This is a genomic window from Micromonospora sp. NPDC051141, assembly GCF_044455765.1.
In the GTDB taxonomy this organism is placed as follows: domain Bacteria; phylum Actinomycetota; class Actinomycetes; order Mycobacteriales; family Micromonosporaceae; genus Micromonospora.
On sequence record NZ_JBITFD010000015.1, the window covers coordinates 121,950 to 142,455 of the forward strand.

General features: G+C 72.1%; 21 protein-coding genes. 5 read left to right on the plus strand and 16 right to left on the minus strand.

Translation table 11 applies throughout. The annotated features are described in order from the left end of the window. Positions 1–134: 134 nt before the first annotated feature. Entirely contained in the window at positions 135–794 is a 660-nt protein-coding gene (locus ACIA6B_RS25825) for a hypothetical protein (protein ID WP_396777116.1), read from the minus strand. Between the two features lie 225 nt (positions 795–1,019). Between ACIA6B_RS25825 and ACIA6B_RS25830 the strand changes: the two genes are divergently transcribed. Beyond that, complete coding sequence (locus tag ACIA6B_RS25830; protein ID WP_396777118.1) at positions 1,020–1,478, plus strand: hypothetical protein; 459 nt, start codon at positions 1,020–1,022, stop codon at positions 1,476–1,478. A 16-nt stretch (positions 1,479–1,494) separates the two neighbouring features. Here ACIA6B_RS25830 and ACIA6B_RS25835 read toward each other — a convergent pair whose 3' ends face one another. From ACIA6B_RS25835 to ACIA6B_RS25875, 9 genes are read right to left on the minus strand one after another with little or no spacing between them, the layout of a single operon-like run. Then, positions 1,495–1,806: a helix-turn-helix domain-containing protein gene (locus ACIA6B_RS25835; protein ID WP_396777120.1), complete on the minus strand. Its 312-nt coding sequence runs from the start codon at positions 1,804–1,806 to the stop codon at positions 1,495–1,497. Continuing rightward, positions 1,803–2,195: a type II toxin-antitoxin system RelE/ParE family toxin gene (locus tag ACIA6B_RS25840; RefSeq protein ID WP_396777122.1), complete on the minus strand. Its 393-nt coding sequence runs from the start codon at positions 2,193–2,195 to the stop codon at positions 1,803–1,805. Before ACIA6B_RS25840 ends, ACIA6B_RS25835 begins: the two co-directional genes overlap by 4 nt. 39 nt (positions 2,196–2,234) lie before the next feature. After that, positions 2,235–3,248: an agmatinase gene (gene speB, locus ACIA6B_RS25845; protein WP_396777124.1), complete on the minus strand. Its 1,014-nt coding sequence runs from the start codon at positions 3,246–3,248 to the stop codon at positions 2,235–2,237. Beyond that, on the minus strand, positions 3,245–4,447 hold the full coding sequence (locus ACIA6B_RS25850; protein ID WP_396777125.1) for a saccharopine dehydrogenase family protein: 1,203 nt from the start codon (positions 4,445–4,447) through the stop codon (positions 3,245–3,247). Before ACIA6B_RS25850 ends, speB begins: the two co-directional genes overlap by 4 nt. Continuing rightward, positions 4,447–5,868: an NAD(P)/FAD-dependent oxidoreductase gene (locus ACIA6B_RS25855; protein ID WP_396777127.1), complete on the minus strand. Its 1,422-nt coding sequence runs from the start codon at positions 5,866–5,868 to the stop codon at positions 4,447–4,449. Before ACIA6B_RS25855 ends, ACIA6B_RS25850 begins: the two co-directional genes overlap by 1 nt. Next, positions 5,865–6,698: an ABC transporter permease gene (locus tag ACIA6B_RS25860; protein ID WP_396777128.1), complete on the minus strand. Its 834-nt coding sequence runs from the start codon at positions 6,696–6,698 to the stop codon at positions 5,865–5,867. The genes ACIA6B_RS25855 and ACIA6B_RS25860 overlap by 4 nt, the downstream gene beginning before the upstream one ends. Further along, a complete protein-coding gene (locus ACIA6B_RS25865) occupies positions 6,695–7,603 on the minus strand; it encodes an ABC transporter permease (protein WP_396777130.1) in 909 nt (302 codons plus the stop codon). The genes ACIA6B_RS25860 and ACIA6B_RS25865 overlap by 4 nt, the downstream gene beginning before the upstream one ends. Beyond that, on the minus strand, positions 7,600–8,754 hold the full coding sequence (locus tag ACIA6B_RS25870; protein WP_396777132.1) for an ABC transporter ATP-binding protein: 1,155 nt from the start codon (positions 8,752–8,754) through the stop codon (positions 7,600–7,602). The genes ACIA6B_RS25865 and ACIA6B_RS25870 overlap by 4 nt, the downstream gene beginning before the upstream one ends. Positions 8,755–8,759: 5 nt before the next feature. After that, positions 8,760–9,944, minus strand: a complete 1,185-nt coding sequence (locus tag ACIA6B_RS25875) for an extracellular solute-binding protein (protein WP_396777134.1) — start codon at positions 9,942–9,944, stop codon at positions 8,760–8,762. Between the two features lie 206 nt (positions 9,945–10,150). On the opposite strand from ACIA6B_RS25875, the gene ACIA6B_RS25880 reads away from it, so the two are divergent. From ACIA6B_RS25880 to ACIA6B_RS25890, 3 genes are all read left to right on the plus strand, one after another. Continuing rightward, positions 10,151–10,663, plus strand: a complete 513-nt coding sequence (locus tag ACIA6B_RS25880; protein ID WP_396777136.1) for an Lrp/AsnC family transcriptional regulator — start codon at positions 10,151–10,153, stop codon at positions 10,661–10,663. A 491-nt stretch (positions 10,664–11,154) separates the two neighbouring features. Further along, positions 11,155–12,501: an aspartate aminotransferase family protein gene (locus ACIA6B_RS25885; protein WP_396777138.1), complete on the plus strand. Its 1,347-nt coding sequence runs from the start codon at positions 11,155–11,157 to the stop codon at positions 12,499–12,501. A gap of 3 nt (positions 12,502–12,504) precedes the next feature. Further along, on the plus strand, positions 12,505–13,881 hold the full coding sequence (locus tag ACIA6B_RS25890; protein WP_396777139.1) for an NAD(P)/FAD-dependent oxidoreductase: 1,377 nt from the start codon (positions 12,505–12,507) through the stop codon (positions 13,879–13,881). A gap of 22 nt (positions 13,882–13,903) precedes the next feature. Here ACIA6B_RS25890 and ACIA6B_RS25895 read toward each other — a convergent pair whose 3' ends face one another. Then, the gene (locus ACIA6B_RS25895) at positions 13,904–14,281 is read right to left on the minus strand and encodes a DUF3499 domain-containing protein (RefSeq protein WP_107157757.1); all 378 of its coding nucleotides are present in this window, start codon (positions 14,279–14,281) and stop codon (positions 13,904–13,906) included. Between the two features lie 155 nt (positions 14,282–14,436). Here ACIA6B_RS25895 and ACIA6B_RS25900 point away from each other — a divergent pair, with 155 nt between their 5' ends. Then, complete coding sequence (locus ACIA6B_RS25900; protein WP_107157758.1) at positions 14,437–14,886, plus strand: metallopeptidase family protein; 450 nt, start codon at positions 14,437–14,439, stop codon at positions 14,884–14,886. A 75-nt stretch (positions 14,887–14,961) separates the two neighbouring features. Here the strand turns inward: ACIA6B_RS25900 and ACIA6B_RS25905 are convergent, their stop codons facing one another. The 5 genes from ACIA6B_RS25905 to ACIA6B_RS25925 all read right to left on the minus strand — a co-directional run bounded on the left by ACIA6B_RS25905 (position 14,962) and on the right by ACIA6B_RS25925 (position 20,452). Continuing rightward, positions 14,962–15,222 (minus strand): WhiB family transcriptional regulator, encoded by a 261-nt coding sequence (locus ACIA6B_RS25905; RefSeq protein ID WP_013284161.1) that lies wholly within the window; start codon positions 15,220–15,222, stop codon positions 14,962–14,964. A 455-nt stretch (positions 15,223–15,677) separates the two neighbouring features. Further along, the gene (locus tag ACIA6B_RS25910) at positions 15,678–16,016 is read right to left on the minus strand and encodes a phospholipase (protein ID WP_396777141.1); all 339 of its coding nucleotides are present in this window, start codon (positions 16,014–16,016) and stop codon (positions 15,678–15,680) included. A 14-nt stretch (positions 16,017–16,030) separates the two neighbouring features. Then, on the minus strand, positions 16,031–17,428 hold the full coding sequence (locus ACIA6B_RS25915) for a DUF4331 domain-containing protein (RefSeq protein ID WP_396777142.1): 1,398 nt from the start codon (positions 17,426–17,428) through the stop codon (positions 16,031–16,033). Between the two features lie 70 nt (positions 17,429–17,498). Further along, a complete protein-coding gene (locus tag ACIA6B_RS25920; protein WP_107157760.1) occupies positions 17,499–17,789 on the minus strand; it encodes a hypothetical protein in 291 nt (96 codons plus the stop codon). 152 nt (positions 17,790–17,941) lie between these two features. Next, positions 17,942–20,452 (minus strand): bifunctional FO biosynthesis protein CofGH, encoded by a 2,511-nt coding sequence (locus ACIA6B_RS25925; RefSeq protein WP_396777144.1) that lies wholly within the window; start codon positions 20,450–20,452, stop codon positions 17,942–17,944. Between the last annotated feature and the right edge of the window lie 54 nt (positions 20,453–20,506).

The following is a 20,506-nucleotide window of genomic DNA, read 5'->3' on the forward strand; positions in this document are numbered from 1 at the left end:
CCGGCCGCCCCTGATCGTGGAGCACCACGGGCCTGATCCCCCCAGGTCCCGCCCGTGGTGTTCCACTCCCCTCGTGGTCAGCGCATCCCCTCGTGGTCAGCGCATCCCCTCGTGGTCAGCGCATCCCCTCGTGGTCAGCGCAGCAACTGCACCGTGTTGCGGCGGACGACGTTCTTGCCCGGCTCGCGAACCAGGTCCATGGCCGCGGCGTTGAGCAGCACGCAACTGCCCGACGGCCCGACCACGGTCACGGTGGCACTCCTGTTGTTGTCCAGGTTCGTCACCCGCAGCCGGGTGCCGACCGGGAACTGTCCGCTGGTGGCGGCCGGTGCGCCGGCCTCGGCGGAGAACGTGATCGCTCCGGCGCAGACGCTGCCGCCGATCGGCTGCGCGTTGCCGGGCCGCGTCTCGACCGGCTGCCCGCCGCCGGGGGCGGGCGCGGCGCCGTCGAGGCGTTCCACCACGTTGCGGCGGATGACGTTCTTGCCCGGCTCGCGGACCAGGTCCATGGCCGCGGCGTTGAGCAGCACGCAACTGCCAGACGGTCCGACCACGGTCACGGTGGCGCTCCTGTTGTTGTCCAGGTTCGTCACCCGCAGCCGGGTGCCCGCCGGGAACCGGTCGCTGGTGGCGGCCGGCGCCCCGCCTTCCGCCGAGAACGTCACCGACCCGACGCAGGCGGACCGCCCGGCCGGCGTGGTCTCCGCGAATCCCATTCCGGTGCCGACCGAGAGGCCCACCGAGGCGACCACCGCCACGGTCGCCGCCAGCACGTGCTTGCGCTGCACCCTCACGTTGTCTCCCGTCGTCGGTGTCCTCGACGCCTGATACGGATGCCGGCCCCGGACCGTTCAGCCGGACCGCCGGTCAAGCGGGGCGCCCCGCTGTGCCGGAGGCGTCACCAGGGGCCCGTCCTTCCTCCTGTCCAAGATCTTGCAGCTTGTGGGCTTCGCGGGGGTGGGATGCTGGTGCCGTCCACATTGGAGTCCTTTGCCACCACCGTCCGGCAGGAGCCGCGCATGCACCAGGTCCGATCGTCCCTGCTCGCCGCCGGCCTCACCACGCTGGCCACCGCTGCCGCCCTCGGACTCGCACCGGGCGCCGCGCTCGCCGCCCCGAGCCCGGCCGCCTCGGCCCCGGCGATCTCCGTCAACTGGTTCGGCGTTGCCGACGTCCACGCGCACACCGGCACGGTGCGGGGTCGGTTCGACTGCGGCGACGAACGCGGCCTGGCCTACATCGAGGTGCACCTGGCTCAGCGGGTGCGGGGCACCGACGTCACCGGCTTCGGGTTCGGCGTGATCGGCGCGTGCACCGACGAGCGTACGGCCGGCACCTGGACGGCGACCGTCCCCGCCGACGCGGGCACCTTCCGCCCCGGCCCCGCCACCGCCACGGCCCGCCTGGTCGTCGAGCCCAACTCCCTCACCGAGACCACCGAGCGCCTACGCCTGCTCCCCCACTGCCCGCGCCCCTGACCCCCGGTGGCCCCGGTCAGGCGATCTGTCGAAGGTCGTCGCCGTAGTCGAAGATGATCCGCAGTCGGGCGCCGAGGGCGTTGGCGTACCGGCTCAGCGTGGCCACCTCGTTGACGTCGAGGTCACCGTTCTCGATCTGGCTCACCCGGCCCGGCGTGACCCCCATGAGCTCGGCGACCTGCCGCTGGGTGAGCCCCAACCGCTTGCGCTCCTCGGCCAGGTGGAAGGCGCTCACCCAGGCCTCGGTCCGGGCGCGCTCCTGCGCGTACGCCTCGTCGTCGCCGCCGAGTTCGGCGCGGACCTCGTCCCAGTCGTGGAACTCCGTCACGACTCCCCCCTTCGCTCACGTTCGTTGTCGAGCCAGGTCTTGTAGGCGATCTCCGCCGCCGGGATGTTCCGCTGGTACCAGCGACTCCAGTCGCCCGCCTTGTTGCCGGCGACCAGGAGGACGGCCTGGGACCACGGGTCGAAGACGAACAGCACCCGGATCGCCACGTCGCGACCGGAGCGGGGCCGCAACTCCTTGAGGTTGCGCAGGCTGCTGCCGCGCAGCGTGTCCACGAGGGGACGCCCCAACCCTGGCCCGACCTCGGCCAGCTTGTCCACCGCCACGCGCACGCTCTCGTAGGACGCCGGGTCGACGTGCCGCAGGTCGCGCAGCCAGTGCCGGACCTCGCCGGTGACCCGGACCGACCACCGCTTCCCGTCAGCGACCATGGCACAACTATAGCCCGGGCTAAACCCGGTGGGCCACGTTCAGCGGGAGTCGAGGAGGGGTTGGGTGGGGTTCCAGGTCGTGCCCGTCTCGGCGTCGCGGCGGCGGCGGGCTATCGCGGACAGGGCCTCAAGGACCACGCGGTTGCCGAGGTAGGCGGTGATGTCGGCGTGGTCGTACGGTGGGGCGACCTCGACCACGTCCAGGCCGACCACGGGCAGTTCGTAGCAGACCCGGCGGACCGCGTCGAGCAGCTCGCGGGAGGTGAACCCGCCGGGCTCGGGGGTCCCGGTGCCGGGAGCCATGCCCGGGTCGACCACGTCCACGTCGACGGAGAGGAACACGCCCTCGCACTCGTCGGTGGCGATGCCGAACGCCTCGGTGAGGCAGGTGTCCAGGCCGCGCGCCACGATCTCGGTCATCTCGTACGAGCGCATCCGCTGCTCCGCCATCCAGGCCAACGTGTCCGGGCCGGGCCAGTAGCCGCGCAGGCCGATCTGGAGGAACCGGTCGCCGCGTACCGCGCCGGACTCGATGAGCCGGCGCATCGGCTGGCCGTGCCCGTGCGGCGAGCCGAACTCGACGTCGCCGGTGTCGGCGTGCGCGTCGAAGTGCACCAGCGAGACCCGGCCGAGCCCGTGGTGCCGGGCTACGCCGGTGGCGTCCGGCAACGCGATGGAGTGGTCGCCGCCGAGCACCACCGGGATCGCCCCGGCGGCGGCGACCGCGTGCACGGCGGTCTCCAGCGCGGCCAGCGAGCGTTCGATGTCGCCGCCGAACATCTCCACGTCCCCGGCGTCGTAGACGCACAGGTCCTTGAGCGCGTCCACGCGCAGCGCCAGCGACGGGCGGGAGCCGTCGTGCGGGAGGTAACACGCCTGCCGGATGGCGGACGGCCCGAACCGGGTACCCGGCCGGTGCGAGGTGCCGCCGTCGAACGGCGCGCCGATGACCACCACGTCGGCGTCGGCGTAGGTGACCGGTTCCTCGACCGTGCACGGCGGCACGCCGAGGAACGTGACGTCGGGGCCGTACATCGGGCCGTAGCGGGTCATCGTTCCTCCATCCCCCAGGGAGAACCGTAGTCGGTGAGCAGGTCGAGGAAGGGCGTCGGCGGTAGCGCCTCCGGCCCGAGCACACCCGTGCCGGACCAGGCGCCGGTGGCCAGCAGCTCCAGCGCGACGACCGGGTTGACCGCGGTCTGCCAGACCACCGCCTGGTGCCCGTACTCGGCCATCGACCACTCGTTGTCGACCACGTGGTAGAGGTAGACCCGGCGCGGCCGGCCGTCCGGGCCGGTGCCGGTGACGTACGTGCCGGCGCAGGTCTTGCCGCTCATCCGGTCGCCGAGCGTGGCCGGGTCGGGCAGCGCGGCGGCCACCACGTCGCGCGGCGACACGTCGACGCCGCGCACCCGCACCGGGGCGGTCGAGTCCAGTCCGAGCTTGTGCAGCGTGCGCAGCACCTCGATGAACTCCGCGCCGAGGCCGTACTTGAAGGTGACCCGCCTCGCCTTCACCCAGCGCGGGATGAGCAGCACCTCCTCGTGCTCCACGTTGACGCACTCGACCGGGCCGATGCCGGCCGGGAAGTCGAACACCTCCGGCTCACTGAACGGCTCGGTGGTGAACCAGCCGCGGTCGGCCTCCCAGATCACCGGCGGGTTGAGGCACTCCTCGATGGTGGTCCAGATGGAGAACGACGGCGCGAAGTCGTAGCCGGCGACGGTGAGGTTCGCGCCGTCGCGTACCCCGATCTCGTCGATCTCGGTGAACAACTCGTCGGCGGCGTAGCGGGCGAACACGTCGGACAGGCCCGGTTCGACGCCGATGCCGCAGAGCGCCAGCCGGCCGGCGGCGGCCCAGCGGTCGGCGGCGGCGAACTGCTCGTCGCCGAGCTTGACGCCGGTCTCCGCGTAGGGGTGGTCGGGGTGCGGTCGGGACAGCGACATGGCCATGTCGAGGTAGTCGGCGCCGGCCGCGAACGACCCGTCGAAGATCGGCAGGACGAAGCGCGGGTCGACCGCGTTGAACACGTGGGTGATCCGGTGTTCCCGGCAGAGCGCGGCGACCGCGTCGGCGTCCGAGGCGTCGACGGTGGCGGCCACGAACCGGTCGCCGTGGCCGGCGACCGCCCGGGCGGCGCGCGCCGGGTCGTGGTCGGCGACCACCATGGTCTCGAAGAAGGAACGGCGGGCGGCGATGGATACGGCGGCGGAGCCGACGCCACCGGCGCCGACGAGGAGGATACGCATCAGGAGTCGAACCCCAGTCCAAAGCGGTCGAGAGTACGGAGCCAGAGGTTGCGCCGCCCGTCCCGCGCGTCGGCGTGGGCGAGCGACCATCGGGTGAGGTTGATGCCGGCGGCCCGGATCGGCTCCGGCGGGAACGGCAGCGGCTTGCGGCGGACCAGGTCGAGTCGGGTGAGCGGGGTGTCCGCGCCGGCGAGCAGGTCGAGTGTGACCTGCGCACCGAACCGGGTCGCGCCGACGCCGAGCCCGGTGTACCCGGCCGCGTACGCCAGCCGCCCCTGGTGGGCGGTGCCGAAGAAGGCGCAGAACCGGGTGCAGGTGTCGATGACGCCGCCCCAGCGGTGGCTGAACCGCAGTCCGTCCAGTTGCGGGAACGTGGTGAAGAAGTGCGCGGCCAGCGTGCGGAACGTGGCCTCGCGCCGCTCCAGCGCGGGGGCCACCCGGTTGCCGTAGTGGTAGACCGCGTCGTAGCCGCCGAACAGGATGCGGTTGTCGGCGGTGAGCCGGTAGTAGTGGAACTGGTTGCCGGTGTCCGCCAGCCCCTGCCGGTTGCGCCAGCCGACCGCGTCCCGCTGGGCGGCGGTCAGCGGCTCAGTCATCAGCGCGTAGTCGTAGACCGGCACGGTCCAGGCGCGCAGCCGGCGCAGCAGCGGCGGGAACGCGTTGGTGGCCAGCGCCACCCGGGACGCGCGCACGGTGCCGGGCGCGGCGTCCGCGCCGCCGGCCATGGTGGCGCGCAGCGCCGGGCCGTCGGCGGCCAGCCCGGTGACGCGGGTGTGCTCGTGGATCCGGACGCCGAGGTCGAGCGCGGCCCGGCGCAGCCCCCAGGCGAGCTTCGCCGGGTCGAGCAGCGCCGTCCGGTCGGTGTCCCACATCCCCCCGAGGTACGTCGGAGAGGCCACCTCGGCGCGTACCTCGTCGCGGTCGAGCAGCCGCACGTCGCGGCCGTGCCGGCGGCCCAGCTCGGCGTCGGCGGCGAGCCCGTCGAGCTGGTACGGCGCGACGGCCACCGCCAGTTCGCCGGTGCGTTCGAAGTCGCAGTCGATGCCGTGCCGGTCGATCGTCGCGCCGATCGCGTCCAGGTTCTCCCGGCCGAGCCGTTCCAGCTCGTCGATCTCGTCGGGGAACCGCTCGACGCCGTTGGCCAGCCCGTGCGTGAGCGACGCGGCGCAGAACCCGCCGTTGCGTCCGGACGCCGCCCAGCCGCAGGTACCGGCGTCGACAAGCAGCACGTCCCGGTCCGGATCGGCCTCCTTGGCCAGCAGGGCGGTCCACAGCCCGGCGTATCCGCCGCCGATCACCAGCAGGTCGGCGGTGGCCGGGCCGGTGAGCGGCGGCAGCGGGTCGGGGCGTGCCGGTCGGTCCAGCCAGTACGGCACGGGCGCGGCGTCGGCCAACGCCCGGCCGGTATGCGGGAGCGTCATGGCCGGCCCGCCGGGGTGGCGATCACCGCGAGCGCCGCCTTGCGGGCCCGCCGGCCGCGCAGCGAGCTGGCCCCGACCAACAGCAGCGCGATGCCGAACATGGCCGTGCCGATGACGTTGACCTGCGGCGGGATACCCCGCTGGGCGGCGCCCCAGACGTACATCGGGAACGTGACCGTGGTGCCGGCGTTGAAGTTGGTGATGATGAAGTCGTCGAAGCTGAGGGAGAACGCCAGCAACGCGGCGGCGACGATGCCGGGCAGCACCAGCGGCAGCGTGATCCGGCGGAACGTCTGCCACTCGCTGGCGTACAGGTCCATGGCGGCCTCCTCCAGCCGCCGGTCCATGCCGGCGAGCCGAGCCTTCACGGTGACCACCACGAACGACACGCAGAACATCACGTGCGCGATGACGATGGTCCAGAAGCCCTGCGGCACCCCGGCGGCGACGAAGAGCGCGAGCAGCGAGGTGCCCATCACCAGTTCCGGCGTGGCCATCGGCAGGAAGATCAGGCCGTTGATCCCGGACCGGCCACGGAAGCCGTGCCGGACCAGCGCGAACGCCATCAGCGTGCCGAGCACGGTGGAGACCACGGTGGCGATCAGACCGATCTCCATGCTGCGCACCACCGCGTCGCACATGTCGGCGGTGGCGCAGGGACGGGCCCAGTTGTCGAGCGTGAACTCGTTGAAGTCGTAGGAGACCCGGCTGGACGGGCGGTTGAAGGAGAGCCCGGCGACCACCAGGATCGGCAGCGTGAGGTAGCCGAGCACGAGCAGGGCCACGCCCATCACCCACCGGTCGGCGAGCCAACGCCTGAACCCGCTCACAGCACCTCCTCCGTGCCGGCCCGGCGCAGGTAGGCGAAGACGATCACCAGGATCGCGGCCATCAGCAGAAACGACAGCGCCGCACCCTGCGGATAGTCGAGCCGGACCAGGAACGCCGAGTCGATGACGTTGCCGATCATGTATTCGTTCGGCGTGCCGAGCAGCTCGGCGTTGATGTAGTCGCCGGTGGCCGGGATGAAGAACAGCAGCGTGCCGGCGATCAGGCCGGGCATCGACAGCGGCAACGTGACCCGGGTGAACGCGCGCAGCGGGCTCGCGTACAGGTCGTTCGCCGCCTCCAGCAGCCGGGGATCGAGCCGCTCCAGGCTCGCGTACAGCGGCAGCACCAGGAACGGCAGGAAGTTGTACGTCAGGCCGAGCACCACCGCGATCGGGGTGGCCAGCAGCCGGCCGTCCGGCCCGAGCAGGTGCACGTCGCGCAGCAGCCCGACCACCGCGCCGTTGTCCGACAGGATGGTCTTCCAGGCCAGCGTGCGCACCAGGAAGCTGGTGAACATGGGCGCGACCACGGCCACCAGCAGCAGGTTCTTCCAGCGGCCGGCCTTCTGCGCGATCGCGTACGCCAGCGGGTAGCCCATCAGCAGCGCCAGCACCAGCGCGATCGCCGAGTACAGGAACGATCGCAGGAACTGCGGCCAGTACGCCTGCAAGGCGTCCGGGTAGTTGCCGACCGCCCAGGTCATCGCATACCCGGTGGAGAGCGAGCCGGCCGGGTCGTAGAGGCTGGCGGCGGCGAGTTGCAGCAGCGGCAGCGCGAAGAAGACCAGCAACCAGGCCGCGCCGGGCAGCAACAGCAGGTACGGCAGCAGCCGGTTCCGGCCGCGCCGCGCCGGGGGCGGCGCGGGTGACCCGGCCGAGGTGGGTACGTGGGCCAGTGCGGTCACGGCAACGCCCCGACCGGCGGCTCGTCGAGCAGCGGCGTGGTCTGGTCGGCCGCGCCACCGGCCCGGGGCAGCAGGAACGCGTGCCGGGGGTCCCAGTGCGCGGTCACCGGCGTGCCGGTGGCGAGCCGACCGCCCAGCCCGCTGTTCGCCGCGAACACGGACAGCTCGCTGCCCCACGCGGTGCGCACCAGGTACTGGGTGCTCACCCCGACGTAGGAGGCGTCGGTGACCACGCCGCCGACGTGCTGGTGGCCGGCGGGCACCTCGTCGGGGCCGTCGACCAGGTGCAGCTTCTCCGGGCGTACGCCGAGGAAGGCCGGCCCGTCGACGAGCCGGGCCCGGCCGGCGGGCACCGAGAAGCGCGCGCCGTGCGCGGTGACCAGCACGTCGTCCCCGGCGTGGCCGCCGGCCTCACCGGCGAGCAGGTTGGACTGACCGAGGAAGTTCGCCACGAACGCGGTGGCCGGGTACTCGTAGATGTCGGCCGGCGCGCCGAGCTGCTCGATCCGGCCGGCGTTCATCACCGCAACCGTGTCGGCCATGGTCATGGCCTCCTCCTGGTCGTGGGTGACGTGCACGAACGTGATGCCGACCTCGGTCTGGATGCGCTTCAGCTCAAGCTGCATCTGCCGGCGCAGCTTCAGGTCGAGCGCGCCGAGCGGCTCGTCGAGCAGCAGCACCTGCGGGTGGTTGATGAGCGCCCGGGCCAGCGCCACGCGCTGCTGCTGGCCGCCGGAGAGCTGGGCCGGCCGGCGTCGGCCGTACCCCTGGAGCTGCACCAGCGCGAGCATCCGCTCGACCTGGTCGCGCACCTTGCGGATGCCCCGGCGGCGCAGCCCGAACGCCACGTTCTCGTGGATGTCGAGGTGCGGGAAGAGGGCGTAGCTCTGGAACACGGTGTTGACCGGCCGCTTGTACGGTCGCAGCCCGGTGATGTCCCGGTCGCCGAGCAGCACCTGCCCGCTGGTCGGCGTCTCCAGCCCGGCGATCATCCGCAGGGTGGTGGTCTTGCCGCAGCCGGACGCGCCGAGCAGGGCGAAGAACGAGCCCTGCGGAACGGTGAGGCTGAGGTCGTCGACGGCGGTGAAGACGCCGAACCGCTTGCTCAGGTCGGCCAGTCGCAGGTCGCCGGCCGGTGTTTCCTGCGCCATCTGCCTCACGCCCCGATGACCTGCTGGAACTTGGTCTCGTACTCCTTCTCGCGTTGCTCGTCGAGGGCCATGAAGACCTTCGACTTCGCCAGCATCGCGTCGTCCGGGAAGATCAGCGGGTTTCCTGCCAGGTCCGGGTCGATCTTCTCCATCTCGGCCTGCGCGCCCTGCACGGGGCAGATGTAGTTGACGTACGCGGCCAGCTTCGCCGCCACCGCCGGGTCGTAGTAGTAGTTCATCAGCGCCTCGGCGTTGGCCTTGTGGGTGGCCTTGTTCGGCACCAGCATGTTGTCCGACCAGAGCATCACGCCGGACTCCGGCACCACGAACTTGACTTTCTCATCCTCGAAACCGAGCTGGATCACGTCGCCGGACCAGCCGATGCACGCGGCGATGTCGCCCTTGGCCAGGTCGGGCGCGTAGTCGTTGCCGGTGAAGCGCCGGATCTGCTTGCTGTCCACGGCCTTCTTGAGCTTGTTCAGCGCGTCGTCGAACTGGGCCGGGGTGAAGTTGGCCGGGTCGTGACCGTTCGACTGGAGCAGCAGGCCCATGGTGTCGCGCATCTCCGACAGCGCGGTCACCTTGCCCTTGAGGTCGGGGCGGGTGAGCAGCTCGTCGACGGTGCGGATCTCCTTGGCCACCTTCGCGTTGTAGGCCAGGCCGGCGAGGCCGGACTGCCACGGGATCGCGAGCTGGGTGTCCTTGTCGAAGGACCGGCCGCGCAGCGACGGCAGCAGGTTCGCCTCGACGTTGGGAATCTTCGCCTTGTCCAGCTTCTGGACCCAGCCGAGCCGGATCATCCGGGCGGCCATCCAGTCGGTGAGCACCATGATGTCCCGGCCGGTGCTCTGGCAGCCGGCGAGCTGGTTCTGCACCTTGCCGAAGAACTCGTTGTTGTCGTTGACGTCCTCGGTGTAGGTCACCTGGATGCCGGTGCTGGCGACGAACGCGTCGAGCGTGGGGCGCTTCGACTCGTCCTTCTCGTCGGTGTCCATGTACTGCGGCCAGTTCGAGAACGCCAGCTTCTTCTCGGTGGCGGACACGTCGTCGCTCTTACAGCCGGCCTCGGTCTGCTGGGCGCCCTTCGTGCCGCAGCCGGCGAGCGTGCCCGCGGTGGCGAGCAGCGCGGCCGAGCCGAGCGTTCCGGTGAGCAGACCGCGCCGGGTGAGCGTCCGGAGGGGACTACGCATGTGACGACTCCTTGGGGGGCATCGTCGGCGGCGGGACGGGGGTGGCTCGCCGGCGGGAGGTCAGTGGCGATGGGGGCCTGATCCTGACATGAGAAACCCTCTCTCACAAGGGATTCCGTTGTGGGAATAGCTAAGGGCCACGAATTACGCCAGACTGCGCCGGGGCACTACGCTTCTGCACAGCGAATCGGACATGGGGAGCGGCGATGGCCAACCGGCAACTGGAGCACGGCAACGGCACCCGCCGCGTCACCGTGCGTGAGGGCTCCAATCACGCTCTGTTGGACGACGTGGCCAAGCAGATCATCGAGCAGCTCCAGGAGGACGGCCGCCGCCCGTACGCGAGCATCGGCAAGGCTGTCGGCCTCTCCGAGGCGGCGGTACGCCAGCGGGTGCAGCGCCTGCTCGACGCCGGCGTCATGCAGATCGTGGCGGTGACCGATCCGCTCCAGCTCGGCTTCCCCCGGCAGGCCATGATCGGGCTGCGCACCGACGGCGACCTGGAGCCGGTGGCCGACCGGCTCGCCGAGTTCGAGGAGGTCGACTACGTGGTGATCACCGCCGGCTCGTTCGACCTGCTGGCCGAGGTGGTGTGCCGCAACGACGCGCACCTGCTGGAGATCCTCCAGAAGCTGCGCGGCGTGCCCGGGGTGCTGTCGACCGAGGCGTTCGTCTATCTCAAGCTGCGCAAGCAGACCTACACCTGGGGCACGGCCTGAGCCCTCGTCAGTCGACGGCCGGCGGCGGGACACTCCGCTCGCCGTCGCGTCGCTCGATGCGCTGCGCCGCGCGATAGCCACGCTGCGTGTGCACGTCTGCGGTCCACCGGCGTGTTGCGGTGGGACGGGTTGGCGGACGTCCCGAACGTCCTCGACCGCTGCCCGAGACCGGACGGGCGGCGCTCCGCGCGGCGTGGGGCTGTCGGGCCCTACGAACTTGATGGCGTGGACGGCTCACGACGGTGAACCGTCCACGCGCTCAAGTTGGCAGCCGGTGAGCGCACTCGCCGTCCGGACGCGCCGGGTGCGCCGAGACGACGAGTCACGAGGGTGCGGTTTCCGTTGTGCGGAAGCCCACAGCGCGCCGAATTCGTCGCGTCAATCGCCCTGGGCCACCGATAACACTTGCCCCGGCCGTATCGACTGTGGGATAACCGTGGGCAGAGCGGCCGGTGTCACCCCTGACCGGCCCGAGACCCGATGGGGCTGACATGGCCAACGCCACCGACCACCTCTGGATGCACTTCACCCGGATGGCCAGCTACTCCGCCGGCGAGGTTCCGACCATCGTGCGGGGCGAGGGCGCGTACATCTGGGACGCACAGGGCCGCCGCTACCTCGACGGGCTCGCCGGGCTCTTCGTCGTCAACGCCGGCCACGGCCGGACCGAGCTGGCCGAGGCCGCCGCCAAGCAGGCCGGCGAGCTGGCCTACTTCCCGCTCTGGTCGTACGCCCACCCGACCGCCGTGGAGCTGGCCGAGAAGATCGCCGCGCTGACCCCCGGCGACCTGAACCGGATCTTCTTCACCACCGGCGGCTCCGAGGCGGTCGAGGCGGCCTGGAAGCTGGCCCGCGCCTACTTCAAGCGCACCGGCCAGCCCAACAAGCACAAGGTGGTCAGCCGCTACATCGCCTACCACGGCACCTCGATGGGCGCGCTGTCGATCACCGGGCTGCCCGGCATCAAGAGCGACTTCGAGCCGCTGGTGCCCGGCGGGATCAAGGTGCCGAACACCAACTTCTACCGCGCGCCGGAGCACGGCGACGACGCCGAGGCGTTCGGCCGGTGGGCCGCCGACGAGATCGGCCGGGCGATCGAGCGGGAGGGGCCGGACACCGTCGCCGCGGTCTTCCTGGAGCCGGTGCAGAACTCCGGCGGCTGCTTCCCGCCGCCGCCCGGCTACTTCGCCCGGGTGCGGGAGATCTGCGACGCGTACGACGTGCTGCTGGTCAGCGACGAGGTGATCTGCTCCTGGGGCCGGCTCGGCGAGTACTTCGGCGCCACCCGGTACGGCTACCAGCCGGACATCATCACCACCGCCAAGGGCATCACCTCCGGCTACGCCCCGCTCGGCGCGATGATCGCCAGCGACCGGCTGATGGAGCCGTTCCTCACCGAGACCGGCATGTTCGCCCACGGCGTGACGTTCGGCGGGCACCCGGTCTCCTGCGCGGTGGCGCTGGCCAACCTGGAGGTGTTCGCCCGGGAGGACCTGGTCGGGCACGTCCGGGCCAACGAGAACGCGTTCCGCGCCACCCTGGAGAAGCTGACCGACCTGCCGATCGTCGGCGACGTCCGGGGCGACGGCTACTTCTACGGCATCGAGCTGGTCAAGGACAAGACGACCCGGGAGACGTTCGACGAGGCGGAGTCCGAGCGGTTGCTGCGCGGCTTCCTCTCCACCGCGCTGTTCCAGGCCGGGCTCTACTGCCGGGCCGACGACCGGGGCGACCCGGTGGTGCAGCTCGCCCCGCCGCTGATCGCCGAGCAGCAGCAGTTCGACGAGATCGAGCAGATCCTGCGCACGGTGTTGACCGAGGCGTGGTCCCGGCTGTAGACGGTGCGCTACCAGGAGTTGTCCCACTGGCTGTCCGACCTGGACGAGCCGCTGAGCCCACGGCCCGGCCTGCCCGGCGACATGGACGCCGACGTGGCGATCGTGGGCGCCGGGTACACCGGGCTGTGGACGGCGTACTACCTGGCGCGGGCCGATCCGACGCTGCGGGTCGTCGTGCTGGAGCGGGAGATCGCCGGGTACGGCGCGTCCGGCCGCAACGGCGGCTGGTGCTCGGCGCTGTTCCCCACCTCGCTGCCGGCGCTGGCCCGACGCCACGGGCCGGACCGGGCGCTGGCCATGCAGCGGGCCATGCACGCCACCGTCCACGAGGTGGGCCGGGTGGCCGCCGCCGAGGGCATCGACTGCGACTGGCGAGCCGGCGGCACCGTGGTGCTGGCCCGCACCGGGGCGCAGCTCGACCGGGCCCGCGCCGAGGTCGCCCAGGCCCGTGCGCACGGGCTCACCGACGACGACCTGGTGCTGCTCGACGCCGCCGAGGCCACCGCCCGCTGCGCCGCCGACGGGGTACGCGGCGGCACATACACGCCGCACTGCGCCACCGTGCAGCCGGCGAAGCTGGTCCGGGGTCTGGCCCGGGCGGTGGAGCGCCGGGGCGTACGCGTCTTCGAACGCACCCCGGTCACCGCGCTGCGGCCCGGCGCGGCGGTGACCCCGGCGGGCGTGGTCCGGGCGTCGGTGGTGGTCCGCGCCACCGAGGGCTTCACGCCGGAGCTGCCCGGTCACCGGCGGACGGTCGCGCCGGTCTACTCACTGATGGTGGCCACCGCGCCGCTACCGGCGGCGACCTGGGCCCGGATCGGCCTGGCCGACCGGGAGACGTTCGCCGACTACCGGCACCTCATCGTGTACGGCCAGCGCACCGCCGACGGTCGGCTGGCGTTCGGCGGGCGGGGCGCCCCCTACCACTACGGCTCCCGGGTGCGCCCCGGCTTCGACCGGGAGCCCCGGGTGTTCGCGGCGTTGCGCCGCACGCTCGGCGAGCTGTTCCCCGCGCTCGGGCCGGACGTGCCGGTGACGCACGCCTGGGGCGGCCCGCTCGGTGTGGCCCGGGACTGGGCCGCCTCGGTGGGACTGGACCGCCGCGCCGGGCTGGCCTGGGCCGGCGGGTACGTCGGCGACGGGGTGGGCACCAGCAACCTGGCCGGCCGTACGCTCGCCGCCCTGATCCGGGACGAGGCGAGCGACCTGACCGCGTTGCCCTGGGTCGGGCACCGCTCGCCGCGCTGGGAGCCGGAGCCGCTGCGGTGGCTGGCCATGAACGCCGGCTTGAAGATCATGTCGTCGGCCGACGCCACCGAGAACCGCACCCACCGCCCGGCCCGCCGCGCCACCCTCTTCAACCGTTTCCTGGGCCACTGACTCCTGGTCACTGACCCGACGGTCAGTGGTTGGGCGGGATCACCCGGAGGTGGCCGCGACGGCCCTGCTGGTGCGGCGGCTGGGAGTTCGGCTTGGGGTGGGGGTCCTCGGGGGGCCGCGGCGGCGCCGGGCGGGCGGCCTCGCGGACCGCCTCGGCCAACGCGACCAGGTCGTCGGTGGTGGGCGGCGGCGGCTCGAACTCGCCCTCGTGCCGTACCACGTCCCAGCCGCGTGGGGCGGTCAGGCTGCGGGCGTGCTGTTCACACAGGTCGTACGTGTGCGGTTCGGCGAACGCCGCGAGCGGCCCCACCACCGCTGTCGACTCGTTGTAGACATAGGTCAATGTGGCGACCGCTTGCCGGGGGCAGCCGTTACGGGAGCAGCGCCGTGGTGACCTCACGTGCGGCAGGGTATCCCCATTACCGGGTCCGGCGCACCGCTTCGCGTTACGACACGCCCGTCACGGTGATCACAATTCGTCCGATCGGCGCACCGGCGCGCCGGGCGTGCCGCGCGACGGCGGGACGGCCCGGTCACCGGGCTACCCTGTGCGTCATGACGAGCCCGCAGAACAGCCGCCCCGGCTCGGGCCGGCGCACCCACCGCGACCGGCACGGTCGCGGGTTGCGCGGGCGGCTGGTGCCGGCCACCGTGCCGCTGGCCCGGACCAAGGCCGAGGTCTTCGACGACCTGGTGCTCGACACCGTGGAGACGCTCGAACGCCGGTTCGCCAAGGAGCTGGCCGGGGTGGAGTTCGCCGTCGAGGACGTCCCACCGGATCTGAACGTCTACGACTCGGACGTGCTGGAGGACGGCGAGGTGCCGCTCGCCCGACTGCTGCCGGGTCGCCCCGGCCGGCAGGAGGTGCCGCCGCGCATCGTGCTCTACCGGCGACCACTGGAGTTCCGCGCGATGGACCGGGAGGACCTCGCGGATCTCGTGCACGACGTGATCATCGAGCAGGTGGCGAACCTGCTCGGGGTCGACCCCGACGAACTGGCCTGACCGCCGGCTCCGTCGCACCCCGCACCCCGCGACCCCACGGACCCGGGCGGCCCCCACCGCCCGGTCCATGTCGGGTCAGGCGGCCACCCGCCGCTTGAGCTTGCGCCGCTCCCGTTCGGAGAGCCCGCCCCAGATCCCGAACCGCTCGTCGTGGCCGAGCGCGTACTCCAGACATTCCGTCTTGACTTCACACCGCGAGCAGATGCGCTTCGCCTCGCGGGTCGAGCCGCCCTTCTCGGGAAAGAACGCCTCCGGGTCGGTCTGCGAGCAGAGCGCCCGCTCCTGCCACTCCGGCGCGTTCCCGAGCAGGTCGGCCACCTCGAGCTGGCCGTCCATCGATTGCCTCCTTGTCGCGCACCGGCGTCATTCGCCGCTGCAACCCCCCACGCGAAAGGCGTGCTTGTCCGTACGGACCCAATTGGTGCGTTCCGCGCGAACAACCCCATTCAAATTACACGCGTGTAATGCGTGCGCCGTCAAGCCAAACTTGATAATGGAGTCGCCCTCCCGACACGTCCGGCGCGACCGCTGCGGCCGTCCGTAGCCTCGCAACCTGCCCTATCGATTCAGACCCCGGGCGAGTAACGCCCTCCCCGGCGAGTTGCCCCAAGTTTTCTGCCGTGGCGCAACACCGGCGGGCCGGCCGGACGCCCCCGTCGGCCGCCGCCCAAGATCACTAATGGTGGGGCAAAGGTTAACGCGCTCGGCGCGGTACCGCCCGTCCAGCCCGCCAACGCCGACCGCGCCCCGTCCAACATGTGGACGGGGCGCGTGGGTCGCTGAGCGTTCGGTCAGTCGGTTCGCGGTGGTGAGCTGGTCGGCCAGACGAATTCGGTGATCGCTCCGCCGGTGACGGAGATCGCGCCGGCCGAGGTGTCATCGTCCCACCAGACGGTATACACGCCCGCCTCCAGGTCCGGGTAGACGGCACTGTGGAAGACCCCGTCCAGGACGTGCCGCTCCCGTACCGCCGAGTGGGTACGCGGGCCCTCCCGGTCCGCGCGACTGATCTCGATCTCCCGGCCGCGCAGCTCCCGGCCGGTGTGGATGATCAGCGCGCCGGTGTCGCCGCCGAGGTCGAGCATCACCGTCCCGCGATACGACGGGCCGAGGTCGTGGTGCCGGTGCATGCCGCCCCCTCCCCTCAGGACCGCTTCGCCTGCGGGTTGCCGAACCCGTCGTACGGGGTGCCGAGGAACGGGAAGTCACCGAGGAACGGCGCGGTCACGTCCGTCGCGTCCAGACCCGGCGTGACGGCCGCCGCCGCGGCGTCCGGCTTGAACGTCTTGTCCACCAGTGGCACGGTCAGCCCGGCGATGGCCCGCAGCGCGATGGTCACCACGTCGTCGGTGACCCGGCGACCGTTGGGGAAGCCGGCCAGGTCGCCGCCGAGCACCCCGAACCGGTCCGGCCGGGCACTGGGCCGGATCGCCGTGTTCAGCCGGAGCATGTCGGCCTGGGTGTCGCCGGTGGTGTTCGCGAAGCCGTCGACCAGCCCGGCCGGTACGCCGGTGAGCAGCAGCGCCACCAGGTCGGCGCGCGGCTTCTTCGCCTTGTTCAACGCGTCCAGGTTGGGAAAGACACCCGGATAGAGCACCGGCAGCAGCGCGGCCAGTTCGGGGCGCTCGACGAACCCGGCGAACCGCTTGTCCTCCGACGGCGGCAGCGTGTTCCACAGGTCCTTCTTCGACATCGGCACGATCACCTCGTTGAACAACGGGTTACCGAGCCGGGACACCTGGACGAAGGGGCCGGTGGCGGTGTCCGCGGACACCCGGTCGCCGAGCACCCGCACCTGCTGCCGGGACGCGGTGGTCCAGACGCCGATCGTCGACGCGCGGTCGGCGTAGCCGTACCGGGCGGCCTTCCGACGCACCTTGCCCAACGGCACCTGGACCGCGATGCTGTGCACGTTCAGCCGGTCCAACGCGTTGACCGGCTCGCCCTCGGTCCGGAACAGCTTCTTGCCGGCCACGTGGAGCTGCTGGAACGGCCGCAGCGTACCCAGGTCGAACACCGCGCCCAGGTCGACGAAGAACCCGTCGGCGCGCTGGCCGGCGAACACCTTCTCGCCGGTGGACAGCTTGAACGTCGCCTGCTTCACCAGGTTCTGGTAGTTCGGCGTGGACAGCGGGCCGACATTGCACGGCGGGCAGGGCAGCTTGTTCGCCAGCACGTGCTCCCGGCCGTCCGCGATCCGGGTCAGCCGGTAGAACTGCCGCCGGTTCCAGTTCTTGCTGTCCAGCGACTCGATCGGCCCGGTGTTGTAGAGAAAACTGTTCTGATTCGTGATCTCGGTGGTGAATTCGAAACGATAGGTGACGTCCGGGTAACCGTCGCCGTCGTTGTCGACGTGGATCTCGTACCGGACGTCGTCACCGAACTCGAAGAAGTTGGGGCCGCCGGAGGGAAGCTGCACCGGCACGTAGTTGGCGATCAACGTGACCGTGTCCGGCCGGGTCGGGCTGACGAACGCGTACAGGTCGGAACTGTCGGCGACCGGATCCTTGGCGATCTCCGGGGCCTCGCGGTGAGAGGACATGGCGGACCACACCTTCGTCGGGAAACGTCTGTCGGACCGGCGCCGGGAGCCCGCGCCGGGAGGAGCGGGGTCAGCGGCGGGCGGCGCGCACCAGACGGTCGGCCAGCCCACGGTCGCGCACCTGGACCCGGGTCGTGCCGACGAAGACGTCCATCGTGCCGGTGGCGGCGTCGCGCAGGTGGACCACGATCGGCTCGTCGCGCCGGCCCGCGGTGGGGGCGTTCTGCGCGGCGGACAGGCCCGGCACGGTGAGCGCCGCCGCGCCCAGCGTGGCGCTCGCGGCGGCGGTCAGCGTCTGCCGGCGGGTCAGCCGCGGCCAGGGCCGCCGCTTCGGCGCGTCGGTGGTCTCGTCAGTGCTCATCGGCAACCTTTCCGCAACCGGCGCCGCAGCGCCGCGGGGGCCGGGCACCCGGACGCCGCCGGATCCCCGGGCTGGGGGTCACCGGCGGCGGTCCTCGCCGCAACCGCCGCCGGCACCCACAGGTACGGGACGGCGCGGCGAAAGGTTCGACGTCAGGCGCGAGCGTGACCGTACGCGGTCGTCCGCTTGCGGAACGGCCGGCCGGCCGCCGTGGCGATCGACCGCAACTGCTCCTCGGTACGGGCCGAACCGTTGCCCGAGCCGGCCATCCGGGAGATGGTCTCCTCCATCAGCGTGCCGCCGAGGTCGTTGCAGCCACCACGCAGCATCTCCACCGTGCCGGCGTCACCGAGCTTCACCCAGGAGCACTGGATGTTGTCGATCCGGCCGTGCAGCAGCAGCCGGGCCATCGCGTGCACCACCCGGTTCTCCCGCCAGGTCGGCCCCGGCCGGGCGATGCCGGCCAGGTAGATCGGCGCGTTGGTGTGCACGAACGGCAGCGCGACGAACTCGGTGAACCCGCCGGTACGGTCCTGCACGCCGGCCAGCACCCGCAGGTGGGCCAGCCACTGGCCGGGATGGTCGACATGCCCGTACATCATCGTGGAGCTGGACCGGATGCCCAGCTCGTGGGCCGTGCTGACCACCTCGACCCAGGCGGCGGCCGGCAGTTTGCCCTTGGTGAGCACCCAGCGCACGTCGTCGTCGAGGATCTCCGCGGCGGTGCCCGGGATGGTGTCCAGCCCGGCCTCGCGCAGCATGCCCAGCCACTCCCGCACCGGCACGCCGGCCTTCGCGGCGGCGGTGACGATCTCCATCGGGGAGAACGCGTGCACGTGCATCCCGGGCACCCGCGCCTTGATCGCGCGGACGATGTCGGCGTAGCCGGTGACCGGCATCTTCGGGTCGATGCCGCCCTGGAGGCAGACCTCGGTGGCGCCGGCCGTCCACGCCTCCTCGGCCCGGTCGGCGACCTGGTCGAGGGAGAGCCGGAACGCGTCCGCGTCGCTCTCCCGCTGCGCGAACGCGCAGAACCGGCAGCCCACGTAGCAGACGTTCGTGAAGTTGATGTTCCGGTTGACCACGTAGGTCACGTCGTCGCCGACCGCGTACCGGCGCACGTCGTCGGCGATCCGGCACAGCTCGTCCAGCGCCGGCCCGTCCGCGCCGAACAACGCCAGCGCCGCCGCCTCGTGCGCCGGCGTCAGCAGCGCGGCCGGGTCGTCCGCCGCCAGCCGCAGGCCGGCGCGCAGGTCGGCGTCCCCACCGGTCCCGGGCGCCGGGCGGGTGACCTTGTTCGCCACCTCGGACCAGTCGCCGTAGACGCTGTCGAAGTCGCCGCGCCGGTCCTCCGTCCGCCCGGTCACGTCGATGGTGACGTGCAGGTCGGTCCGGCCCCCGAAGACCTCCTCCGGCTCCTGCCAGGGCCGTCCCACCGGGCGGGCCGCCTCGACCGCCAGCCCGGTCGCCGGGTCGGCGAGCGCGGTGACGTGCGGTAGCAGGCGCGGGTCCAGCCACGGCCCGCCGGCCCGCACGTACTCGGGGTAGACGGTCAACCGCTCGCGCAGCGTGAACCCGGCGGTCGCGGTCCGCGCGGCCAACTCGTCGAGCTGCGGCCAGGGCCGCTCCGGGTTGACGTGGTCCGGCGTCACCGGGGAGACGCCGCCCCAGTCGTCGATGCCGGCGCGCAGCAGCAGGTCGTACTCGCCGGCGATCAGGTTCGGCGGGGCCTGGATGCGCGCCTTCGGGCCGAGCAGCACCCGGGCCACCGCCACGGTCGCGGCCAGGTCGTACAGCTCCGCGTCCGGCATGCCGCGCATCGCGGTGTCCGGCTTGGCGCGGAAGTTCTGCACGATCACCTCCTGGAGGTGGCCGTACTCCCGCATCGCGCGACGGATCGCGAACACCGCGTCGACCCGCTCGGTGAGGTGCTCGCCGATGCCGATCAGGATGCCGGTGGTGAACGGCACGCCGACCCGGCCGGCGTCGTCGAGCACCCGCAGCCGCACCGCGGGTTCCTTGTCCGGCGAGCCGAAGTGCGGCCCGCCCGGCTCCGACCAGAGCCGGGTCGCGGTGGTCTCCAGCATCATGCCCATGCTCGGCGCGACCGGCTTGAGCCGCTGCAACTCCGACCAGGACAACACGCCCGGGTTCAGGTGCGGCAGCAGGCCGGTCTCCTCCAGCACCGCAACCGCGCAGGCGCGCAGGTAGTCGAGCGTGGAGTCGTAGCCCCGCTCGTCCAGCCACTCGCGGGCCGCCGGCCAGCGCTCCTCCGGCCGGTCGCCGAGCGTGAACAGCGCCTCCTTGCAGCCCTGCGCCGCGCCCTCCCGGGCGATGGCGAGGACCTCGTCGCGCTCCAGGTAGGCGGCGGGCAGCCGGTGCGGCACGGTGGCGAACGTGCAGTAGTGGCAACGGTCCCGGCAGAGCCGGGTCAGCGGGATGAAGACCTTCTTGGAGTACGTGACCACGCCCGGCCGGCCGGCCTCACGCAGCCCGGCGTCGCGGATCTCCCCGGCGATGCGGAACAGTTCGTCGAGCGCCGCGCCACGCGCGGTGAGCAGGGCCGCCGCCTCGTCCGCGTCCAACGCCCGGCCGGTGGCGGCCCGGCCCAGCGCCCGCCGGACGCTCGCCTCGGTCGGTTGGAACTCGCTGCGCTCACCCATCCCCCCAGCCTATAGGGGTAAGGAGGGGCCCCCGCTTAACGCTTTCGGTAGCGG